Annotated in this window: 18 protein-coding genes; 9 read left to right on the top strand and 9 right to left on the bottom strand. The window is 56.5% G+C overall.

Translation table 11 applies throughout. The features are described from left to right. Positions 1 to 379: 379 nt before the first annotated feature. Positions 380 to 1,855 (bottom strand): sulfatase family protein, encoded by a 1,476-nt coding sequence (locus Fuma_RS04640; protein WP_218922390.1) that lies wholly within the window; start codon positions 1,853 to 1,855, stop codon positions 380 to 382. Positions 1,856 to 1,980: 125 nt separating this feature from the next. Between Fuma_RS04640 and Fuma_RS04635 the strand changes: the two genes are divergently transcribed. Next, a complete protein-coding gene (locus tag Fuma_RS04635; RefSeq protein WP_145943989.1) occupies positions 1,981 to 4,935 on the top strand; it encodes a HEAT repeat domain-containing protein in 2,955 nt (984 codons plus the stop codon). Positions 4,936 to 4,973: 38 nt separating this feature from the next. On the opposite strand, the gene Fuma_RS04630 is transcribed toward Fuma_RS04635, so the two are convergent. After that, complete coding sequence (locus Fuma_RS04630) at positions 4,974 to 5,621, bottom strand: sulfotransferase family protein (protein ID WP_077028101.1); 648 nt, start codon at positions 5,619 to 5,621, stop codon at positions 4,974 to 4,976. A 182-nt stretch (positions 5,622 to 5,803) separates the two neighbouring features. Between Fuma_RS04630 and Fuma_RS04625 the strand changes: the two genes are divergently transcribed. Then, a complete protein-coding gene (locus tag Fuma_RS04625) occupies positions 5,804 to 7,186 on the top strand; it encodes a serine/threonine-protein kinase (RefSeq protein WP_145943988.1) in 1,383 nt (460 codons plus the stop codon). Between the two features lie 76 nt (positions 7,187 to 7,262). On the opposite strand, the gene Fuma_RS36740 is transcribed toward Fuma_RS04625, so the two are convergent. From Fuma_RS36740 to Fuma_RS04610, 3 genes are all read right to left on the bottom strand, one after another. Further along, the gene (locus Fuma_RS36740) at positions 7,263 to 7,370 is read right to left on the bottom strand and encodes a PEP-CTERM sorting domain-containing protein (protein ID WP_414655201.1); all 108 of its coding nucleotides are present in this window, start codon (positions 7,368 to 7,370) and stop codon (positions 7,263 to 7,265) included. Between the two features lie 69 nt (positions 7,371 to 7,439). Next, complete coding sequence (locus tag Fuma_RS04615) at positions 7,440 to 8,225, bottom strand: PEP-CTERM sorting domain-containing protein (protein WP_077023109.1); 786 nt, start codon at positions 8,223 to 8,225, stop codon at positions 7,440 to 7,442. A gap of 430 nt (positions 8,226 to 8,655) precedes the next feature. After that, a complete protein-coding gene (locus Fuma_RS04610; RefSeq protein ID WP_083731800.1) occupies positions 8,656 to 9,351 on the bottom strand; it encodes a PEP-CTERM sorting domain-containing protein in 696 nt (231 codons plus the stop codon). 499 nt (positions 9,352 to 9,850) lie between these two features. Between Fuma_RS04610 and Fuma_RS04605 the strand changes: the two genes are divergently transcribed. Continuing rightward, positions 9,851 to 10,408, top strand: a complete 558-nt coding sequence (locus tag Fuma_RS04605) for a sigma-70 family RNA polymerase sigma factor (protein ID WP_077028100.1) — start codon at positions 9,851 to 9,853, stop codon at positions 10,406 to 10,408. A 116-nt stretch (positions 10,409 to 10,524) separates the two neighbouring features. Then, on the top strand, positions 10,525 to 14,004 hold the full coding sequence (locus Fuma_RS04600; protein ID WP_077023107.1) for a protein kinase domain-containing protein: 3,480 nt from the start codon (positions 10,525 to 10,527) through the stop codon (positions 14,002 to 14,004). Here Fuma_RS04600 and Fuma_RS04595 read toward each other — a convergent pair. Then, on the bottom strand, positions 13,968 to 15,428 hold the full coding sequence (locus Fuma_RS04595; protein ID WP_077022387.1) for an IS66 family transposase: 1,461 nt from the start codon (positions 15,426 to 15,428) through the stop codon (positions 13,968 to 13,970). The two genes, Fuma_RS04600 and Fuma_RS04595, sit on opposite strands and share 37 nt — an antisense overlap. 422 nt (positions 15,429 to 15,850) lie before the next feature. On the opposite strand from Fuma_RS04595, the gene Fuma_RS04590 reads away from it, so the two are divergent. The 5 genes from Fuma_RS04590 (at position 15,851) to Fuma_RS04570 (ending at position 19,581) form a co-directional block, all read left to right on the top strand. Continuing rightward, complete coding sequence (locus Fuma_RS04590) at positions 15,851 to 16,525, top strand: TVP38/TMEM64 family protein (RefSeq protein ID WP_077023106.1); 675 nt, start codon at positions 15,851 to 15,853, stop codon at positions 16,523 to 16,525. A 68-nt stretch (positions 16,526 to 16,593) separates the two neighbouring features. After that, entirely contained in the window at positions 16,594 to 17,541 is a 948-nt protein-coding gene (locus Fuma_RS04585) for a phosphatidate cytidylyltransferase (protein ID WP_077028099.1), read from the top strand. Continuing rightward, on the top strand, positions 17,538 to 18,188 hold the full coding sequence (locus tag Fuma_RS04580) for a CDP-alcohol phosphatidyltransferase family protein (RefSeq protein ID WP_077023105.1): 651 nt from the start codon (positions 17,538 to 17,540) through the stop codon (positions 18,186 to 18,188). The genes Fuma_RS04585 and Fuma_RS04580 overlap by 4 nt, the downstream gene beginning before the upstream one ends. 327 nt (positions 18,189 to 18,515) lie before the next feature. Next, the gene (locus Fuma_RS04575; protein WP_077023104.1) at positions 18,516 to 18,740 is read left to right on the top strand and encodes a hypothetical protein; all 225 of its coding nucleotides are present in this window, start codon (positions 18,516 to 18,518) and stop codon (positions 18,738 to 18,740) included. A 55-nt stretch (positions 18,741 to 18,795) separates the two neighbouring features. Continuing rightward, on the top strand, positions 18,796 to 19,581 hold the full coding sequence (locus tag Fuma_RS04570; RefSeq protein ID WP_077023103.1) for a hypothetical protein: 786 nt from the start codon (positions 18,796 to 18,798) through the stop codon (positions 19,579 to 19,581). Here the strand turns inward: Fuma_RS04570 and Fuma_RS04565 are convergent. The 3 genes from Fuma_RS04565 to Fuma_RS04555 all read right to left on the bottom strand — a co-directional run bounded on the left by Fuma_RS04565 (position 19,578) and on the right by Fuma_RS04555 (position 21,237). Further along, a complete protein-coding gene (locus Fuma_RS04565) occupies positions 19,578 to 20,033 on the bottom strand; it encodes a universal stress protein (protein ID WP_158520848.1) in 456 nt (151 codons plus the stop codon). The genes Fuma_RS04570 and Fuma_RS04565 overlap by 4 nt on opposite strands. A 39-nt stretch (positions 20,034 to 20,072) precedes the next feature. Continuing rightward, on the bottom strand, positions 20,073 to 20,534 hold the full coding sequence (locus Fuma_RS04560) for a universal stress protein (RefSeq protein ID WP_077023101.1): 462 nt from the start codon (positions 20,532 to 20,534) through the stop codon (positions 20,073 to 20,075). A 133-nt stretch (positions 20,535 to 20,667) separates the two neighbouring features. Continuing rightward, complete coding sequence (locus Fuma_RS04555) at positions 20,668 to 21,237, bottom strand: DUF1572 family protein (protein ID WP_077023100.1); 570 nt, start codon at positions 21,235 to 21,237, stop codon at positions 20,668 to 20,670. Between the last annotated feature and the right edge of the window lie 39 nt (positions 21,238 to 21,276).

The following is a 21,276-nucleotide window of genomic DNA, read 5'->3' as shown; positions in this document are numbered from 1 at the left end:
CCCGCAATACAATTTCGCGTCAACAGCAGCCGTGGGCGGGGACGGCCCCGCAGCCGATTGGCGTGGGAAGCGGGTGACGGTGTGGAAGCTGAAGCGCCGGCGGTGCTCCCGATGGTCGCCGTGTGCGGGGGCGGGGGCGGCCCCGCAGCCGATTGGCGTGGAAGGCGGGTGACGGTGTGGAAGCTGAAGCGCCGGCGGTGCTCCCGATGGTCGCCATGTGCGGGGGCGGCCAAGCGGCTGGTTGGCGTGGGAGGCGGGTGACGGGTTGAGAGCTGAAGCGCCGGCGGTGCTCCCGATGATGGGAAATGGCGGCGACGGCGAACCGGACACTGCGGATCGATTTCGCTGAGTTTGCGATTTCAATCGTCGTGCCTGCCACTCATTTCATGAGTCGGTGGCCAATTGCTGTTTTCACCTGTTCCAGGACAGCTGACAACTCAGCCACCACAGCTGGCGATTCGGCGTAGACATTCTGTTTTTCTGCGAGGTCAGTCTTCAGGTTGAACAGTTGCCCGATCGGTCCGCCAGGTTGCGGCTGGATTTTGCGGGGCTGAGAAAATCCACCGGACCCTAATCCCTGAATGAGCTTCCAGTCGCCAGACCGAATGGTCATCATTCCAGTCCCCGATTGTAAAGGCAGCACGCGACGAGCGACGGTGTCGGCAGACGGCTTCTGCAGCAGTGCATCGTGGAAATCGAAACTATCCGGTGCGGCGGTGGCGGGCAGTGGCTGTTTCAGGATCGCCGCCAGCGTCGCATAAATGTCGACAAAAGAAATCAGCCGATCCGACGTCGACCCCGCTTGCACTCGCCCCGGCCAGCGGACCACAAATGGCATTCGGTGGCCAGCTTCCCACGCATCCGCCTTCATGCCTCGCAATCCGCCCGAACTATCGTGCCCGAACCGTTTCACGTCTTTGTCGTACCATGTCGGGCCATTGTCAGACGTGAAAACCAATAGCGTGTCGTCGCTTAAGCCAGACTCATCAATCGCGTGCAAAACCTGACCGATGTTGTGGTCAACCATCATCATAAAATCGCCGTACATATCAGCTCCACTCTTGCCAACGAATTCCGGCGACGGAAGCCACGGCGTGTGTGGTGCCGGGTAGGCAAGGTACAACATCAATGGTGCCCGATCAGCCTTGTCCTTTTTCCCATGAGCCGCAATCACATCGACGGCTTCATTCGTAAAACGCGGCAACACACCCTTTAGCGTCAGGTCGGGAGCAATCCCGCCGGCCCGCCAGAACGCCCCTTGAATTGGCGACCAACCGTCACTGTTGTTCGCTTCGATACGATTTGACGGTGCCGCGACGGCCCTGTCGCCACGAATGTAGAAGTACGGCGGAATATCGGTCGACGCGGGAATGCCAAAAAACGAATCGAAGCCGCGATGAACCGGGCCGCCGAGCATGGCTTTGTCGTACCCGTTTTCTGCAAAGCCCAGATGCCACTTGCCCACCATGGCCGTGTCGTAGCCGGCGGCTTTCAGAAACGCGGGCAGCGTCACCTGCTGATCGGTAATCGTCGGCCCGTCTCGCCACGCCCCCACTTTCGCTCGGAAGGGATAGCGGCCCGTCAGCAGCCCGTAACGAGACAGATGGCATAGCGGACCAGGCGCATGAGCGTCGGTGAATTTGATGCCGTCGCGCGCGATTGAGTCGATATGTGGGGTCGGAATTTTGGATTCGGCGTTGTAGCAGCCGGGATCTCCGTAGCCCATATCATCGACCAGAATGATGACAACGTTGGGCTCATCGTTCGCCGCGCGTACCTGCTGGCATGGCAGCAGAGCGATGCAACTAAGCAGAACACTATACAAAAGCCTGGAGTTGTCGGCGTTGATCATCATCGAATCGTTCTGATTGAAGGAGGTCGCACTGCTAAGTCTGCAGCTGTTTGGGAATTTCCCCGATGGTCACGGCTTTGTCAAATGGGTACACTTTAGGCACGACATTCAGCCACGGAGTTATCCAAATGCGCTCATTCGTTTCGCAATGCAACAATCGACTGACGATCGCATGGCTGCTTCTGGCCGGATTGCTGTGTAGCCTGCAATCGCCTGGATTCGCATCCGATGAAACAGCCGCAGCTGCGAAAACAAAGCCCGGTCAACAGGCGGTTCCAGACAAAGCCGCAGAAACGAATTCTGACGAAGAATCTGCAAACGGGCTGAAGCTGGAAGTTCTTCATGTCAAGATTGAAAACCTGTCGTCGCTGGATGTGATTCACGGCCAACTCGTGGTTCAGGTTTCCATCACCAACAACACGGCCACCACCTGCACCTTGGATGCGGCAGACTTCGCTGCGTCGCTAAATCAAACGCCGTGCGACTTCAATCCGGCCGTCCCTGAACCATTGATTGTCAGGAACACGGAAATCCCGCCGGGAGAAAGCCGCGTGGGCAGTTTGGCGTTCAACGTGCGTTTCGCGTCTTCCAAAGAACCGAATATGGTTCTGACGTGGAATTACGACGGAACGGTCTTTGAGGCCGATCTGAACGCCGAAGCGCGACGGACGACAAAAATTTCCACATCGCACGTCGGGCCGGACGATTGCCTGGCAATTGTCGAATTTCACAGAACGGTTGACCATCTTGGGGTCTGGCTGATTTCTGAACAGCTGCAGGCATTAAAACGTAGTGGCAACGAACGAGTGCTGCTTTCTGTGCATCCAAAGGATCCGCCCCCAAATCTGTACAGCATGCGCTCGTCGATTGCGGGCTGGCTGGCGTCGGTACAGGCAGGGCAAAACGGTCAGCGCGGCGTGTTTTCGAAGACGTTGCAGGCGCCTGTGCAATTCGAAAGCTTCCACGTGGTTGGCATGGCCACTCAGACGTCACAGTCAGGCTACTACGCGCGGCAGAGTCCCGTCTTCAAAACAGATCGTGACCGAGCCATCGCAGATAGTCTTCGACTCGCCTACAACCATGTTCCGCTGGAGGATGCCTTACGAGATCTGGCGCACGAAGAACCGGGAGTGCAGCTTGTCGCGATCGAAGCAAATCTGGATCGACTCACCGAACCGCAGCTTCAGGAAGTCGTGCGTCAGGCAAAGAATCGAACAACGGACTATCAGGTTCTAGTTGCGAAGAACCTGTTCCGCGTTCCGTTTCCATCGGTGGCCGAAACTTTGATTGAGCTCGTCCAACACGAAGACAAACAGGTTTCTGAAGCCGCCGTCGAATCGCTGGTGAAGTCAGTTTCCCCCAACAGCGTTGCCACCCTGAACAAGATTTGGAGAGATGGCAAGGATGATCACGTGCTGCGGGAAGTCATTGTCAAAAAGGTGCTGGAATCCAGTGACCACCGACATTCACGACTGTTAACCGACTACGCCATCAGTCAGCTGCGCCGCTTTTCAGAGCCACCCACTTCTGCCAACGAAGACGCCGACGAAGAAGATTCAGACTCGGACGAAGCCGCAGACAAATCGGAAGCCGCCGCCGAACAGGCGATCGCTGCAAAAGAAGAAGCAAGGGCTATCGCGAGGGCGTCGCAATCGCTGTCGAAGGTTCTTGTGTTTTTGCAGGCACACGACAACGATCAACTATTAAGCGTGGCTCGGGAAACTCTGCTTGAGATTCATGATCCGGTTGCGCAGGACGTGTTGATGAGCTACCTGCTGCGGTCTCCTGATGGCGCGGATGAAGCTCTGGCGACCGCTTACATCGAACAGCGACTCCCGCCCGAAGCCGCCTCAGATGATTCGCCGGATCAACTGACAAAGCAGCAAACGAAAGCTTTGAACGACCGACTTGGGCCGCGGCCCGGGTCGCATAATCGCATGATGACAGGTCAGGTTTTGCAAACAATTCGCAAGTACCCTGACACTCGATACGCGGACCGTCTCTTGAATCTGATTGAAAGCGAAGCCGTCACCAGCAACACGGCCACTCAGGTCTTTCGAACGGCTGTTCGCTGTGCGGATCATCAATGCATCACAGAACTGACAGAAAATATTGAGGAAATGAGCAGCGATCAACTCGGATTTCTGTTGGGGCATCTCAGCGGCATGAACCACCCGAGCTGGCTGCAAACCGCCACCGCCTGCTTGCAAAAGGATATCAGAGTCCAAAACATCGCGTTGTCGACGCTTAGCAGGCAGGGCACCCCGGAATCGATTCAAGTTGTCGTCGACTTCCTGGAAGCTCTTCGCCTGAAGATTGACGACGCCGACGGTTTCGACTCCGCCACGCAAAGTCTGTTTGCGCGAACGCTTGAGCAACTAAAAAACGTGACGTACCCGGAAGCCCGGCGAATCGTCAATCGTTGTCATCGGTCGTCGGTGCTTAAACTTTCAGATATGGCAGACAACTGCATTGATGAGGGGACTCGATCGTATTTTCGCTCCACGCCGTATCAAGCTGACTTCAAAAAGATCTTCGAATTACGCAATGCGGGTGAGCACGAAGAAGCCATTAAGGCCATTAGTGAGCTGTTAGAAAAGGATCCTTTCTACACGTCACTGTATGTTTCACGAGCGTCACTGTATCTAAGAACAGACCATCCCGAACCTGCGATGAAGGACCTGCAAATTGCGGCACGGCAGAATCCGGAAGATGCCGTCATCGAAAGCATCTCGGCCATCGCTCAGGTGCGTCTCGGCAATGTCGAACAGGGGATCGCAGAAGCCGAAGCTCAGTTTGAAAAAATCCCGGACCTGACGACACAGCTTCGCCGCGACACCATTTACAACACAGCGTGCGTGTATGGGCGAGCGTCAGAAGTCGCGCCGAACACCGAAGTGCAGGCTAAATACGAACAGCGTGCCATCACGCTGCTGCAGGATTGCACGAATCGCAAGGGCGGTTTCGACGACCTTGAACATCTGTTGGATGACCCCGACCTGAAGATGCTGCATCAGCACCCGGACTGGCAGGCCATCGTGGATAAGGTTCGCGAAAACGAAAAGGCCAAACCCAAACCGTAAGACACGCACGCTTCTGCAGTCATGCGCCAACGCCGTTTTTACGGCGATGCATTTGGTGGTTCGACGGCAAACCGCTGCTGAAATTCTTCACGCGTATTCGATTGCGGAAACGGTTCGTCGGGCACCGCGACTTCCAGAAAGTCGCACAGTGGCTTCCAGCCATCTGCCACGTTAAACGTCAGTAGCTGATCTTTCGGCAGCGTATCGATCACCGTCTGATTGTGGCGTTCGTAGCTGTCGATCGCGAACGAACGTTCGTCGAAGCGGCCCTGAAACATGGTGTCCAGAATCAGCTTCTTCGCCATCCGCTGCACTGCTGCGTGCTTTTCATCGGGCGACCGTTCCGGGTGCTGCATCGCTTCGTAAACGGTCGACAGAAAGCTGTCGTACCAGTCGTCCGCGTTTCGCACAGTGAGAACATATTTTGCTTGCGGATAGCATTCCCACAATGGCTGCCAAAAATAGCACGCTGGGCAATCGGCTGTCGACGGAAACCCGGCGAACACGCGATTCCAATCCGTTTTGCTGCCGTTGGCGTTCAGTGCGGCCAGCCAGAAGTCAGCATCTTCAGGACGACGAAACACTTCAATCATGTGGTAACATGGCCCAATGCCCAGCGTCTCCAAAGCGTGCTTTAAAGACATCGTGCCGGTGCGTGGATAACCGAGTCCAATGACCTGCAACATGAATCGTCTGTCCGCCGATTTTTCAGAAATACAATATTCGCCGCCACACGGCAGCAAGAAACGGCGAATGAGATCGAAATGCGGCCGACGCGGATCATTCCAGTCCATCAGCCACTACCTGTTCCGCGACGGAAACCACTATAATCGAACGATTGATACTTTTTCGAGGGAACTGAACCGCCGTGCCAGAACTTTATTGTCCCGGATGCAATGAGGCCTTCCCCAACAACGATGGGAAGTGTCCGCGGTGTGGCATGCTGCCGGCCCAGTCGATGGACACAGTGCTGGTGCCCGACGACGGCGACGTGACATCGTCCACAGGTATCGAATTAGACGAAGTGCTGCTCGACGGCCAGGTCGTTCACATTTACGCCTGCCAAAACATGCTGGGCCGCGGCGGAATGGGAGTCGTCTACCTCGCCACCAATCAGAATCTGGACCGCCAGGTCGCGTTGAAGGTACTTTCGCCACGCCAGGCGTCTCGCAGCATCGATTACGTCGCGAGGTTTGAAAACGAAGGGCGCGCGGCCGCCGCGCTGGTGCATCCCAACATCGTGACGACGCATGCGATCGGCAAAACAGGCCCTCACCATTTCCTCGAAATGGAATTCGTCCCCGGCCAGTCACTGCAAAAGGAAATCGACAGCACTGGTGGTATCGGCCCTTTGCGAGCCACGCAAATGGTTGTCGGAATCGCCGAAGGTTTGGCGATGGCTCACCGCATGGGGATCGTGCATCGCGATCTCAAACCTGACAACGTGTTGGTCACTCCTGCAGGTCACCCAAAGATCGCCGATTTCGGCCTTGCCAAGCAGATCCGTTCTTCGAATGGCGGAACCACAAAGCTTGCCGGCACGCCTCACTTTATGGCCGCCGAATTATGGCAGGGCGTTGAGGCGTCGCCCGCCAGTGATGTCTTCGCGTTGGGCGTCTGTTATTACCTGATGCTGACCGGCCAATATCCCTTCGAAGGCGAGACGATGACGTCGCTGATGGCCGCAATTCTTGCGGGCGAATACAAAGGCGTGCGACGACACAATCCTGACATCCCGCTCGAAATGGCAGAAGCCGTTAGCCTCATGCTGGCTCGAGCCCCCGAAAACCGCCCGCGTGACGGAGCCGCCGTGTCCCAACTGCTGCAGGCCGTTCTGGGGTCCACTCGCGATATGCACTCACTGGTTTACGAAGCCTTCCACGGCATCCCCAGTGTCCAGTGGGAACAGGCAGGCAGTGGTGTGCGAATCGATTTGAAGTTGCCGGAAGAACGACATCAGGCGGTATACATCGAAAACAGTGATCATCGAGCGGGCGATCGTCTGCTGAACATCTACAGCCTCTGCTGTGAAGCTCGCACCGATTTCTACGAAGACGCCCTGCGGCTCAACGCTGTCGTCTTGCACGGCGGCCTTTCTATTAAGGACATCGATGGAAAGCCATGGTTCGTGATGGTCGACACCTATCCTCGAGCCACCGTCAGCGCCGAAGAAATCCGTCGCAGCGCCATCGAAGTCGGTTCCCGAGCCGACGAAATCGAACGCCTGCTCACAGGCAAAGACGAAAACTGAACGCCGCTCGATCTCGGTGAATCGAGTCATTGCGGCACCGACCGTCGTCCGGATGCGTCAATCGGCGTGGCATTTTTTAGCCGCACCCTGCTGCGGATTGGCTCATTTTCGAACGGTGTCGCCGTATCACAACGAACCCGATTCCAATGACGGCCAGCAGTGCGGTGGACGATGGCTCGGGCACAGTCAACGTAGGGCATGCTCCCGCCTGCCGCCGCCTCTACAGTTAGGCAGGAGCCTGCATTTGCGACTGCTAACGCAGCGACCGACTTGATAAACGTTTCCTTCGCCGCCAGCCAAACACGATGGTCGCTCCGGCCAGCAGGGCGTACGACGAAGGTTCGGGCACGGCGGCGGTGACGCTGAACGAACGCCAGTTGGATTCTCCAAAGGCGGCGTTCGTGCCTTCGCCAAACCAGACTCTCGGCTGAGTTCCGAAAAACGATGGCTGGTTCCGCAACGATGAGGTCTGTACCAATATGCCGTCCTGGTACAGAAGGACATCGCCACCGGCTCCGGCTTCGTGATCGATTTCGAGCCTGTATTGATGGAAGTCAGATGTGTTGATTGCAGCCTGATCAAAAAAGCTGGTTTGGGACTGCTGAAAAGCGATGCCGGTTTCGGTGAAATTCAGATACATGGCAGCCCCCGCAGCGACATTGATCGCGACAGTTGCTGGTGCTCTGGACGCTGGCAGGAACGATGTGCCGGAGACCAGTTGCATTTCAAACTCGACGACCAGATCCCGGCCAGCTTCCAGCGGCAAAGTTGCTGGAAGCCTTTGAAAGTACATTCTGCTCGTATTCGTCGGCATACCTTCAGAGTCGGTTTGCAGAGTCATGTGGTTGATGCCGCCGGAGGAACCAATGACGGGGTCAAAATCATCCTCGTCGTCGACTTGCAGCCAAAGCGGATCGGTGCCGGTCGGTGTTTGCCCGGATGAGGCATTCCAGATAATGTCGGCGTGGAGATGGCTGGATGCCAAAAGAAATGAGGCGGTGACGGCAGCACCAGCGGCCGATCGAAGAGTGGAATACATGGCTCAAAAACTTGAATTGTGGAGACTTTAAACGTAACGCGCCGAATGACGGGCATCTACCAGTCATATTGCACGAGCGCCACGCGAAAATTTGGAATTGGTTTCGGATTCTTCATAAGTTGCTAGCGGGAAACGACATGAGGTTCCCACGTCGAAACTGAAAACCATACGTGTGGCCTCTGCGCTGGGTGGCCCAGCCTGTCCAGGCTGGGTTGCGGAGCAACAAGAGACTACTCTGACGGCACAACTACGAAAACGGGCTGCTAGTCTGAGGAACATTCGAGAGCAGCTTCCTGTGCCTGCGGCGCCCAACCGCTGCGCGGATGGGGCACCCGGCGGCAGGCTCCTGGGACTCAGATAGATCATGAGTTGGGTTCCACAAATCAGTTGTCGAAACCATTGAGTGAAAGTGACTCGGGCACAGCCAGAATCAGTGAGCGCCCCAGGTCGGTCTTCGCCTGGCATTCGCTCGTCGCCGTCGCCCGACCACGACGAATCCGATTCCGGCCCCGCTCAGCAAAGCATACGACGAAGGTTCGGGGACCGCAGTCACGCTGACCGCGTCCAGGGAAGTATCAAAATTCTGGCCGTTGTTGGTCGTCGCATCGGAGAATCGGATCAGCGACTGTGTTCCCGTCGCCGTAAAACTGAAGCTTCCCATTTCGTAGCTCGGACGATTAGGATCGCCGAACGGGCTGCCTGTCAGATCCTGCAGCAGAAGACTCCCAAGCTGATTGGTACCGGTGCCGTCAAAGGCCTCCCCAAAAATCTGCGACGTCCCGAAAAAGGGGGAGTTCGCAAGTCGCGCAACGTGGAATGTCACTGTGTACTCGGTTCCGGTGTTCGTTGGAACAAGCTGTTGGACGATGCCGTTGGGAGCCTGATTTCCGCTGTTGAAACCAACGAAGTTGTTGCCCTCGAAAGCCCGTGAAGCGTTTATGCCCAATGTCAAATTTGGAGGATTTGCGTCCTGCGACGCATAGGTCCAGCCATCGGCGATTCCATCCGTGTTTGCGTCCAGTTCGAAACCGCCGTTGACAATGATGTCTGCCGTTGCGGCGCAGTTGAGCAACAGCCCGAACGCGAGGGCTGGAAGGCTGACCATAAATTTGCATTGATGCTTCATAGGGGTGTACCTCTCTGTTCGAGAACGTGCCGCGCCGAATGACCGGCATCCACCAGTCTTATTGCGCGAGCGCCACGTAAATTTTCCCGGCTTCACAGAACATCGTAAGTTTTTTCATGAAAACGAGATGCGAGTTGCACCGTTAGACGAATGGCGGGAGCACCGTCTGTTTTAACTCGTGCTTAAGCGCGTTTCGGCGGGCATAGCGGACGAGCGTCCCACGTTAAAAGAGGCCACGCTGACGCATGTCGGGCGCGAAATCTGCCGGTTTTAGGCGATGGTCAAAAGTTTGCCGGTATGCGACCACTGCGAGTGTTTCAAGCCGGAGGAAAAACATGCTGTCACGGGGCGCGGAAAGTGTGATTTTTCGAACTTCCGTCCGGATTCGCTCGGCCAGTTATTAGTTCTTCGTTTGACCCGTGCGGCCTGCGAATTGGCTCGGTACACTCTTGTCACGCAATCACGGTGCAGCATTGAGAGCCTGACCAGAGCGGAGCTGATGAACCAGACCAACTTTCTAAATCACTGGGGTCGTTACCGCGCTTATCTTCGTGCGCTGGCGATCGCGGGAATGAAATCGGAACTGTTGCCCAAGATGGACCCGTCTGACGTGGTGCAGCAGACGTTGCTGCAGGCAGTCGGCGGCGTGGACGACTTTCGAGGTGAAACAGAAGCGGAGCGGCTGGCCTGGCTGCGGCGCATTCTTGCCAGAAATCTCGGCCACGCAGTCAAACATTATGCCCGGGAGCGGCGCGACATTCGCCGCGAACAAACCATTTGTGCAACGCTTGATCAGTCGTCCATTCGAATGGAAGCGATGCTGATCGACGAGGCCACGGCACCCGACGAACGGGTGGAGCGTGCGGAACAGATTGTTGAGTTGTGCGAAGCCGTCAGCCGTCTGCCGGATAGTCAGAGGCGGGCCGTCGAGCTTCATCATTGGCAGGGGTTGGCCATCTCACAGATCGCCGACGAAATGGATCGATCACCGGCCGCCGTTGCAGGCCTGCTGAAACGAGGACTAAAGGCGTTGCGCACGAAGTTGCGTGAAGAGTAAATGTTCGCCTCCGCGATTGCGCCAAGGGCACAGCGACTTTAAGCAGCGGCATTTATCATTGATTTGAGCAATACAGAGGCTCTATAAATTTTGTCGCGAAGCTCAGGGGGAAACTGATGACCTCAGACAACACAAGTGTTGATCAGCTTATTGCAGACTACCTCGCTGCCGTCGAAAACGGCGAGCCGCCGGATCAGGACGAATTCATCGCTCAGCACGGCGATTCGTCCGATGCGCTCCGTTCCTTCTTTGACGACTACAATCGTATTCATCGCGCGATAGACGGCGCGTTTGGTAATACTCCGGCCCGGCAGTCGGCGCCGACGCTGATAGCGATGCCAAACGACGCGACCTCCGACAGCGGCACAGGCGCGTGTATCGATCTGCCGGACTACGAAGTGCTGGCTGAGATCGCTCGCGGCGGCATGGGCGTTGTGTACAAAGCGCGGCAGCGCAGTCTGGACCGGATTGTAGCGTTAAAGATGATTCTTAGCGGCCGCCTTGCCAGCGAATATGTGGTCGACCGGTTTCTGGTCGAGGCGCGAGCGGCTGCCGGACTGGATCACCCCGGAATCGTGCCGGTGTATGAAGTCGGGACGCACGATGGAAATCATTTTTATTCGATGGCGTTTATCAACGGCCCGTCTTTGGCCGCGCTGTTGCGTGATGGCCCCTTCAATCAAACGGATGCGGTTGCTCATGTGGTTGCGATCGCCAATGCAGTGCAGTTTGCGCACGATCGAGGGATCATTCATCGTGATTTAAAGCCGGGCAACATCCTGGTCGACGCAGACGGAACGCCGAAAGTAACTGACTTCGGGCTGGCTCGACGTCACGATGAAACAGACGGGCTAACGCAGACCGGCCAGATTATTGGAACTCCGGCCTACATGGCCCCCGAACAGGCAACCGCCGATTCGGCCGACGTCACAACGACATCCGATGTGTATTCTCTGGGAGCCATTTTGTATTGCCTCATTACCGGTCGTCCACCGTTCCAGGCTTCCACGGCCGTGGACACGCTGCGGCTGGTGCTGGATTTCGAACCGACGCCTCCTCGCCAGCTGAACCCGCTCGTCGGCTGCGACATCGAAACAATCTGCCTGCGGTGTCTGCAGAAGGATCCAGCTCGGCGTTTTGCATCTGCGCGCGAACTTGCCGAGGAACTGAAACGGTGGCAGAATCATCAGCCAATTCAGTCTCGCCCGGTCAGTCGCTTTGAGCGGTTGCAGCGCTGGTGCCGCCGCAACCCAACCACGGCGGCGTTGTCGAGTCTGTTGCTTCTGGTTTTGGTAACACTGGCAGTTCTGACGCCCGGCTATATCGAACGACGGGTGAGTTTGCGTTATCAGTCTGAGCAGATTGCGTCGCAGGCGAATTCGTCTCTTGGTCGAGCAGCCGACTTTCTGCGTGAAGCACATCGCGTGCGATCAGGAGACTTTTCTGCGCCGACGGCCGAACTGGTTCAGGCCGAAAGCCTGCTGAGCGTCGCACCGAACGCGGAACTCACAGATCAGCTTGAATCGCTCAACCGTGACCTAGCGCTGGTGCGCCGCCTGGAAGGGGCTCGCATTGCGAGATCCACGTCACTGGCTGGAACCCTGAACGTGGATCAGGCGGCAAACGAATATCTCAGTGCACTCACAGACTGGCTCGGTGAATCACCGCTCGACAACGCGGAGCGGGCAGCGGATTCGATCAAGCAGTCCGTGGCCACTGAGCGAATTTTGGCGGGGCTGGATGACTGGAGTCTGACATTGACCTACCTGACGCAGCAGAATCCCGATGACGCCTCTTTACAGAATCAGTATGACGCGATTCAACAACTGGCGGAGTCCGTCGACGATTCGCCAACGGAACTCGAATCCTTCATTCGCAGCACGCCCCCGCTGTTGGCTGAGTCCACAACACCTGATCCACGGCTTCAGAAATTGGCAGCGTCAGACGATCTCGCGATCGTCAGCCCCGACATCACTATACGTCTGGGAGAACGCCTGCCGCCCACCGAACGAGGGCCGCTTTACCGTGAAGCGCTCAAACGCGCACCAGACGACTTCTGGCTGAACTTCGAATTTGCCCGCATCAGCGAAGTGGACGCGCCGGAGGACGCGTTGAGTCATTACATTGTGGCTCAGTCGCTGCGACCGGAGTCTGCGTTTGCGGCCGGAAGTCTGGGCATGTTCTATTTCCGCGCGAGGGATCTTGAACGGGCGCGAGATGCCTTCGAACGAGCGGTGACGCTCGATCCGAAAAATCTAAGGGCGCGGCATCGGCTGTTTCGAACGCTCGGGCTGCTTGAACACCACGCGGCTGCCGCAGAACTCGCGGACCGAACTCTGAACGAATACCCGGATTCGGCGATTGCCATGACCATGGTGGCTCAGGCATTCAACTACAAGGCCTCGGTAGACGACACTCTGGACAGGAACAAGGGCGAAGAAATGCTGCGTGAAGCCATCCGCGCCGATCCGCAACTCGATCTGTCGCACTATGCATTGGGCGGACTGTTGTATATTCAGAAGCGATACGAGGCAGCGAAAGCCCCACTGGAAAAAGCAATTGAACTTAACCCAACGCTGGCGGGTGCGGAGTTGATGCTGGCCAGGAACCTGGCAAGGCTGTCGAAAAATGACGCCGCGATAAGGCATGCCGAAGCAGCACTTGCGGTGAATCCCCGCGACGGTGAAGCGTGGCAGTTTATTGGTACATGTCATGACACGGCAGGAGAGTTCCGTAAAGCCATTCAGGCTTACCTTATGGCTGCGGAACTGATCGACAAACCGGACGGATATCTGCACTACAATCTCGGCAATGCACTTCGCGAAACGGGTGACCAGGTTCAGGCCACGCGACATTTTCGCCACGCGCTGGAGCTCGAATTGCCGGCCCCCCACCGTGCTGATGCTCACGTGAATCTGGCCGTTGTCCTAAAACGGCAGAATAACTATACCGAAGCCATCCAACACTATAAAAAAGCGATTGAGATTCGACCGGACATTCCAGATGCCTGGTACAACCTTGGGATCTGCTATCGAGCGTGGGGCATGTTCGAAGAATCCGTCGACGCCTTTGATAAAGCAATCGCTCAGCTTCCCGATGATTATCAGGCGATGAGTAATGAGGGCGATGCCTGGATGAAGATGGGTTACTACAAAAGGGGGCTCACCGATCTTGAACGAGCGTTAGAAAAGAAACCGGACTACGCGCTTGGTTTGTTTCGCAAAGGTCAGGTGCTGTTGTATCTGGGCCGCTTTGACGAATCGCAGAAGATTCTGCGTCGCAGTCATGAGTTGGGCCAGAACAGTCATTCGTGGTCGATGCCTGCGCTGCAGTTTGCGGAGCAGGCAGAGGCACTGGCTTTGCTGGCCGACAAAAAAGACAGTATTCGCAACGTCGAATTCGATGGACTGAATGTCGACGACATGGCCAACCGCGTTCTGTTTGCGTGGCGCCACGGAATGGTGGACGCTGCATTTGCTTATGCAGAGAAGCTGGAGGCAGCAGGGCCGTCCGTGGTAGCTGTCCATTTCCGCGTGGTGCGCAGCGTGAGGTGTGGTGTTCAGTTGGCGGGGACGAGTTTGGACAGTCGCGACTGACCGGGCGGCGCGGAGGTCAGGCCGACTTCAAGTTTCAGTCGATCAAACAGACTGAATCCATCCTGCTGCCACGTCATGACCTCGGCCACCACGGAACTGAGCGTTGGTGTTTTCAGATGGAGATTCAGCGATTCCAGGACGCTTGTAAGAATGCTGCGGCGACGGGCTCCCTTCGATGTTTTGCTCGTTCGACCTGTGCGACGGTCCATGGCCGCGCCGCGAAGACTGCGTTCCGCTTCGTTGTTCGTTGCTGGCGCGGCCGGGCTTGTCACAAAACAAAACAACTCCTCTTCCGTCATCAGCCGAATCAGTTCTGAGACCAGGTTGTCAAAATCCTTGCCGAAGTCGGCCGCCCGAACATCGGAATCCTCGGCGCAGTAACGCACCAGCAGAGCCGCCAGCGTGTTATCAAGTTCATCGACCTTCGCCGCACGACCGGCATCGCCAAGACGACCATCGGCGGCGTGGCGTTTGGCCGCGTAGAAAATTTCCAGCAGGCCGTCGAGCAGTCGCTGGTACTCTTCGTTGTCCGGCTTCAGCAGCGTCAGACGGATGGCCTTCCGCAGCAGGTGAGCCCAGCATTTCTGTGCGTGACTGAAACCTCGGTACACGGCCGCATCGTCCGAAACAAGCACGCCTCCAAACAACTCTTTCGACAGGATCTGAGCCAGTGTGTCGCCGTCTTTGCGGCATCCGAAGATCAGCACGCGCGCCTTCTCCGACAAAAAAGCCCACACGCTGTTGATACTCCAACTGGTTTCGTCTGCATGCACAATCGCACTGAACGCCATCAGGTCACACAGAGATTCGAATTCCTGTTCCCAACGCCGTGCCAGTTGATTCAACAGAGCGTCCGCCTGGGATTTGCCGAGCGGCAGATTCCAGAAGAATTCAATCAATGCACACGTCTTGTCGATCGACAGTCCCGTGATGGTCACAATGCGAGCCAGCGCGATATGAACTTCAATGCCGAATTCGGACCGCGGCCACACGCCCGGAATTTCGGATTTCTCGCCGTTGGGGCCGTGATAGATTTCATAGACGACCTGCACGGCTTGGCCGTTGATCACTCTCCAGACGAAACGTTCCCGAACGAAACGGCACTCTGCGACGTTGTAACCTTCCGGCAGAATGAGTTCGCGTCGTTCGGCGTTGTCCGCTTTCTGCTCGGTTGTGCGACGACCGCGACGCGCCGAGGATTGTTTTTTGCGACCTTTTCGGCGGCCCGTTTCAGCGCGGCGTCTCTCTTCCGCCGTCACCGAAAACGCCTCGTCGAGTCGCTCTGTGGGGTTCTTACCTTCGAGCTCTTCAATCCGATCACGCAGCCGCCGGTTCTCGTCCCGCAGCTCCGCAACCTCACGCTGCAGGCTAAGCACAAGCTGCTTCACTTCCACAGCGATGATCTGACTGACATCCGTGTCCATCCACCTGTCGTATCAAAATCTAACCGACAGAAAAAGACCAGTCTCCAAGCTGAAATGGACAGCTACCCCGCAAAGAACTACTTAGCTGGATCACAGCGACACTTCCACGTGCACAGCGAATTTTCGATCACCAATGCAACAGTGATACCGTCCTTGGAAAGTTGCCCATCAGAATGACTACCCGCGGCGCGATAGTATTTTCTTTATGCCACCGAACGCCGCCGAATTGCAAACTGCGTTCCTGTGTGAGGAATACACACCGTATCTGCCATGACACCGGTCGTCGATGCAATCTGTTGGTGAAGTCGTCACACTTACTCAGTACGCGACCGATCGGCCCCTCGCCGACAGCCGTAACGCTGATCGTTGCCGAAGCTTTTCTCCGGGCCGGCGGCGGCACGTGACCTGCACGATTGCCAATCATGAAGACTCTTGCGAAACGTCTGCTGCTTCCGCTGTTGATCATCACCAGTCTGGTCCTTTTGGCTGTGCTGGCATCGCGTTACACATCGCTGGATTGGTTTGTTCGAAACGATCGCTGGCTGCGAGACACGATTCAGGCTTATCCAGTGAGGTCGGCGATGATTGCTTTCGTCCTGTACCTTCTGACGTCTTTGTTTCCGGGGCTGGCTGGCAAGTCAATCCTGCTGGGTTGGCTGTTCGGGTTGACGCTTGGCGTGCTAATCGTCAACACGGCTTTGGTGTCGGCGGCTTTGGTCGCCTTCCTGTTATGTCGCTATTACTTAAAGTCGGCCGTGGAATCGCGATTCGGCATCTATCTGAAGCCGATTCAGGCCCACATGAAGCGGGACGGTGCCATGTATCTGCTGACCCTGAGACTGGCGCACACACCGTTTAGCTTTCTGAATTACGCATGTGGAGCGGGCACCGACATTCCGTTGCGGACTTTTTGGTGGGCCACGCAGCTTGGCCTGCTGCCGGGCAATATCGTGTTCGTCTACGCTGGCACGCGACTTCCGACTCTGCAGGAACTGATTGCGGCTGGACCGCTGAGTCTGTTGGATGGTCCCATGATACTGGCTCTGGGCGGAACCGTGTTTCTGCCCTGGTTAACGCGACGGATTCTGCGTCGGTGACACTGCAATCTGGCCTGGCACAACGATTGCGTTGCTGTTGTGATCGTAAGGCAAACAAAGTGATCAATATGAACAATAATCTGCAGTGGATGCTGGCTGCCACGTTTCTCGCACTGTGCACTGGCACGGTTGTGCGAATGAGCGCGCTTCGCAATGCAGATCCCGGGCTGGCGAAGAAACGGATGAGCAGCTTGAGGGTTTGGTGGACTCTGGCCGCCATGATGTCCGTCGCCGTAATTTTCGGCCGGACCGGAATTTGCGTGTTGTTGGCGGTGGCGAGTGTGCTGGGGGTAAGAGAGTTCCTGAAACTAATTGGTACTCGGCGCATCGGCAAAGTCGGAATGTTGGTGGCATGCGCGGCGGTGCCGCTGCAATACGGCTTGATTGCGCATGGCGATCTGGAACTCGCGAAATTCGTGCTACCGATCGGCGCGCTGTTGCTGTTAAGCACGGCGCGACTTCTGGGTTGTGGTCCGGAAGACTTCATTAGGACGACGGCGGGGGTGTATTGGGGAATAATGTTGCTGGTGTACGGTTTGTCTCATGCTGCGTTGCTGGTGACACTGCCGGTAGAAGGTGAGCCGTCCGTTGGCCACGTCGGCTGGTTTCTGTTTGTCGTCATTGTCACCGAAATGGACGACATTGCTCAGGCGCTAGTGGGCCGAAAATTTGGCCGTCGTAAAATCACACCTCTGATTTCGCCAAACAAAACGTGGGAAGGGTTCGCTGGCGGCGTTGCAACTTCTGTGTTGCTGTCACTACTGTTGGCCCCGTGGCTGACGACGTTTCCGGCGAGCAACACGACTCGCGGGTTGCTTATCTCCGTGTCGGCCGGACTACTGCTTGTCGTCGCCGCGTTTCTGGGGGACATCAATATGTCGGCCGTGAAACGAGACGTGGGGGTGAAGGACGGCAGCGCGATTCTTCCCGGCATGGGCGGCGTGATCGATCGCGTGGACAGCCTTACATTTACCGCTCCGGTGTTCTACTACTTTGTTCAGATGGTGTTTTCATGACATTGCAGGACGATCCTCCGGTCGAATCCGAACCTTACAAGAATCGCTACCTGACAATTCCCAATGTGATCTGTGGGTTTCGAATCGTTGGTTCACTCGCATTGCTGGGGCTGGCCATTTCCGGACGTCCTACCGCTTTCGTGGTGCTGTTTGTTGTGTTGCACATGTCAGACTGGATCGACGGACGATTGGCTCGATGGCTGCACCAGCGTTCCGATTTCGGAGCACGGCTGGACAGTCTTTCCGACGCTATTTTGTACGGTTGCCTGATTATTGGCTGCCTTCTCTTGAAGTGGGAAGTCCTGCAAAAAGAAGCGATTTGGCTGGCAGTCCCGCTGATCTGCTACGCGATCACGGTGGGTTACGGTCTCTGGAAATATGGCCGAGTTCCCAGCTATCACACACAGTTTGCGAAGTGGGGCAATTGGCTGGTTCTGGCTGCCGCCGTTGCTTTGCTGCTGGACTGGTCACTGTGGCCACTGCGAATCGCGGCGATTGGTGGCACCGTGACAAATCTGGAAACCATCGCCATGACATACGTGCTGCCTAATTGGACCGCCGATGTATTGAGTCTGCGTGCCGCGTTGCGATTGCGAAGTGCTCAGCGACAGGGCAGCCCCGTGCCCGCCGACTCGCCTCAGGAGTGAATACCATTCGCCCGGCGACGTTTACGACGGACCAGTGAGTCGGCTTGAAAAAGCTGCCGTGCGGAAGCTTCGGCACGCGACGTGCAAGTGAACGCTCCGCCGAGTCGGTCGATTGTTTGCGACCGATTCAGCACTCGCCCCTGACTTCCGCCATAGGACCGAGGGCTGGCCAAAATCCTTGAGCACCACAATTCATTGCCGCGTGGCCCCTTTAGATTTGTGGGTTGGCGGAAATGAATACGGGGCGTCAAACCTGAGTCATCTCCGCACAGTGTGCGAGAGCGGACATTGAATGAAGCACAGTTCTGAGAAGGAGCAGAATGCCGCATGAACTTTGTGAGAATTACCACCAGCGATGAAGATACTCGCTGGATCAACCTCAACCTCGTCAGTCGCGTGACGATTGAAACTGACGAATCCGGTATCGAGGTTCTGGTCGCTGTATTTGCAGACGGCTCCGCGGAAGACAGTTTTCGGATTCGCGGGACGGACGAAGTCAATAAGGCAGCCATTCTGGAAATTGAACGGGCCCTGAATCACCACTGCGAGTAGCTCCCCACGCCACGGCCGAGGAAATTACACACGTTTTCTGTGAGGGACGACCTCAATGTCGACCAATATTGCGAGTTCCATCGCCAATCAGGATGAGTCGCTTCCGAAAGATCATCGCGTCGTAGTCTTCGGCACTCACGATGACCAGGAACTGCTGGCTCAGACGCTTGCCACTTCAGACGAATTCGATCTTGTCACTGCCCGACATATCGTGCGATCTCTGCCGGGAATCATCCCGCGAGACCTAAGTCGCCCGGCGGCCGCTTCAATTTCTACGGCCGTGCGAGAACTCGGGCTGCACGCTGTGGCGATTCCCGTCGAACAGACGCCCAATCTTCTGCATGCCGAACGAGTTCATCATCTGCGGCTTGACGATGACGGGCTGAAGGTCGTGCACGATGCGGACAGCGATACGTTCTGGCCGTGGGCCGCTGTGTCTGTGATCAGTGTCGGCGTGGTGCCATCGGATGCTCCCGCCCGACATCGTCCTTCTCCCACGCTGGCTCAGGGAAGTTCTCACCGGTCGTGGACAGACGGAGTGACAATCGCTCCAAAGATGCGAGCCGAAGCGTTTGTCGTGCTGACCGTTGATGAACCTCCACTCGCCTTCGCCAGCGACGAACTCAACTATGAGTATTTGGCGGGGCGCATGAAGGGTTCGTCTTCAGCCAATTTCCGAATGCTCACGGAAGACCTGCTGACTCACGCGCCCAAGGCGTGGGTGACGCCGTCCACTCGAGCATTTATTGATCGGGGCCCAATACGCCACTACGAATTCCGTACGCGTGACGATTTCCGTAGCTATACAGAGTTCCAGAAACTACTCAGCGATATGCGTTAATGCGTTAGAGGCACGTTGGCATGAACCGTGAGCACCGGGCAGGGAGCGATTCTCACGAGGTGTTCCGCTACGCTGCCCTGGATTAGTCGACGCACGCCCGAACGCCCATGGGTTCCGGTGACGATCAGGTCGATATGATGTTCGCGGGCATATTCCGGCACCAGTTGTTGCGGGTCTCCCAATCGCGTGGCATACTCGACCGGATGATCCTTCTGAAGACGCGGGAACATCGCCGCCCACATGGCCACAAGCGTCTTTTCTTCCTGTTGCTTCCGTCGGTGCTCGGCGTGCAACTGCGATTCCGTGAGGTGCTCAACATATTCCGTGACGTTGTGGGCCTGGTCCTGAATCACTTTCAGCAGATGGAGTGTCGCCCCAAATTGCCGACACAGCTTGCGTGCAAATGCCCCAGCCTCACGACTGATGCGACTTAAGTCAGTGGCCAGCAGCACATTCTTCAGCGGGAATACGTTAGAATTTTCAGCGGCTCTTCAGCCGGGATCAATAAACTCGTGTTCAGGGTGCCGCACTGTCAGCACAGGACACGGCGCCTTTCGAACGACCTTTTCCGCAACGCTGCCCAAAAACATATGAGCGATAGCACCGTGGCCGTGCGTGCCCATGATGATCATGTCAGCATTCGATTCCTTCGCGTGCTTCAGAATTTCGACGAATGGAAAGCCTTCCACAACAATACGATTCACAGGGAACGCGTAGTCTTCCCATTCGTCGTGCAGCTTCTCCATCTTCGCTGCTGCATCGCGCCGCAGACTCGCTCTTAAGTCTTCCACCGGCTGATAGCTAAGCAACGCACCCGGCGGAACGGGCTCAACCACGTGCAATAAATCGACCGCCGCTGCAAACTGATCTGCGAAGGCCACCGCGTATCGCAGCGCCGACTTGCCTGGCTCACTGAAGTCGGTGGGGACGAGAATACGTTTGAGTGGAATCATGGCTAAATCCTCGGCAACAGGCTTGAGACCGTATGCCAACAACAGGTTGCAAGTTGTGTGCCAAAGCACGGCTGCCTGGCATGGCACAGTCCTGATCCCACCGGACTCACCGGCCATGAAACGCCAAACCGAACTACGGTCCGCTTTCTACGATTGTTGGCGTCCCCCCCTGCCCCCAACTCTTCGCATTAAATTGCTCAGACTGGCCTCTGGGAATGGTGAGCGTGGTCCAGTTGTCGCCAGCCATAACGCGCGCGAGCTGCACGATCTGGCCGACGTGATAACACGAATGTCCCAACGAACGCTGCAACGCCAGCGGCACAGTGTGTTCTTCGCCGCGAATAAAAACGGTACGTTCAAGATCAGTAGAAGAAAGGCTGTTGAGTGAATCAAACAGGCATTGCCAGCCGCGTTCCCAATAAGCCAGCAGTTCGTCACGAGCCCACCCATCATCCACGAATTCTGTATCACGATCACGCCACGGTTTTTCGCCGTCAGTCGTCAGAAAGTCGGTCCAACGTGAAAGCAGATTGCCCGCAACATGCTTCATGATCACGGCAATGGAATTCGTGTTCGCGTCGAGCGGCTTCCTCAGCCCCGCATCGTCAACCTGCTCGACCGCTCGTTCGGCAAGACGCTTGTTCGTCTGCAACGTGTTGATGGCAGCGGCGAGAAATGGGTCAACAGTATCGTTTGTAGGCACGGCTTCGCTTTCTGAGTCAGAGTATTTAAGCTTTATTCA

The sequence above is a fragment of the Fuerstiella marisgermanici genome (genome assembly GCF_001983935.1).
GTDB classification, from domain to species: Bacteria; Planctomycetota; Planctomycetia; order Planctomycetales; family Planctomycetaceae; genus Fuerstiella; species Fuerstiella marisgermanici.
Note: the sequence above shows the minus strand (reverse complement) of the source record. Positions and strands in the feature narration are given on the sequence as shown.

Excerpts from the sequence above, each read along its gene's own strand:
- Fuma_RS04570 (WP_077023103.1), top strand. The coding sequence starts at position 18,796 with ATGTCGACCAATATTGCGAGTTCCATCGCCAATCAGGATGAGTCGCTT.
- Fuma_RS04560 (WP_077023101.1), bottom strand. The coding sequence starts at position 20,534 with ATGATTCCACTCAAACGTATTCTCGTCCCCACCGACTTCAGTGAGCCA.
- Fuma_RS04640 (WP_218922390.1), bottom strand. The coding sequence starts at position 1,855 with ATGATGATCAACGCCGACAACTCCAGGCTTTTGTATAGTGTTCTGCTT.
- Fuma_RS04635 (WP_145943989.1), top strand. The coding sequence starts at position 1,981 with ATGCGCTCATTCGTTTCGCAATGCAACAATCGACTGACGATCGCATGG.
- Fuma_RS04585 (WP_077028099.1), top strand. The coding sequence starts at position 16,594 with ATGAACAATAATCTGCAGTGGATGCTGGCTGCCACGTTTCTCGCACTG.
- Fuma_RS04595 (WP_077022387.1), bottom strand. The coding sequence starts at position 15,428 with ATGGACACGGATGTCAGTCAGATCATCGCTGTGGAAGTGAAGCAGCTT.
- Fuma_RS04610 (WP_083731800.1), bottom strand. The coding sequence starts at position 9,351 with ATGAAGCATCAATGCAAATTTATGGTCAGCCTTCCAGCCCTCGCGTTC.
- Fuma_RS04600 (WP_077023107.1), top strand. The coding sequence starts at position 10,525 with ATGACCTCAGACAACACAAGTGTTGATCAGCTTATTGCAGACTACCTC.
- Fuma_RS04580 (WP_077023105.1), top strand. The coding sequence starts at position 17,538 with ATGACATTGCAGGACGATCCTCCGGTCGAATCCGAACCTTACAAGAAT.
- Fuma_RS04575 (WP_077023104.1), top strand. The coding sequence starts at position 18,516 with ATGAACTTTGTGAGAATTACCACCAGCGATGAAGATACTCGCTGGATC.
- Fuma_RS04615 (WP_077023109.1), bottom strand. The coding sequence starts at position 8,225 with ATGTATTCCACTCTTCGATCGGCCGCTGGTGCTGCCGTCACCGCCTCA.
- Fuma_RS04605 (WP_077028100.1), top strand. The coding sequence starts at position 9,851 with ATGAACCAGACCAACTTTCTAAATCACTGGGGTCGTTACCGCGCTTAT.
- Fuma_RS04630 (WP_077028101.1), bottom strand. The coding sequence starts at position 5,621 with ATGTTGCAGGTCATTGGACTCGGTTATCCACGCACCGGCACGATGTCT.
- Fuma_RS04590 (WP_077023106.1), top strand. The coding sequence starts at position 15,851 with ATGAAGACTCTTGCGAAACGTCTGCTGCTTCCGCTGTTGATCATCACC.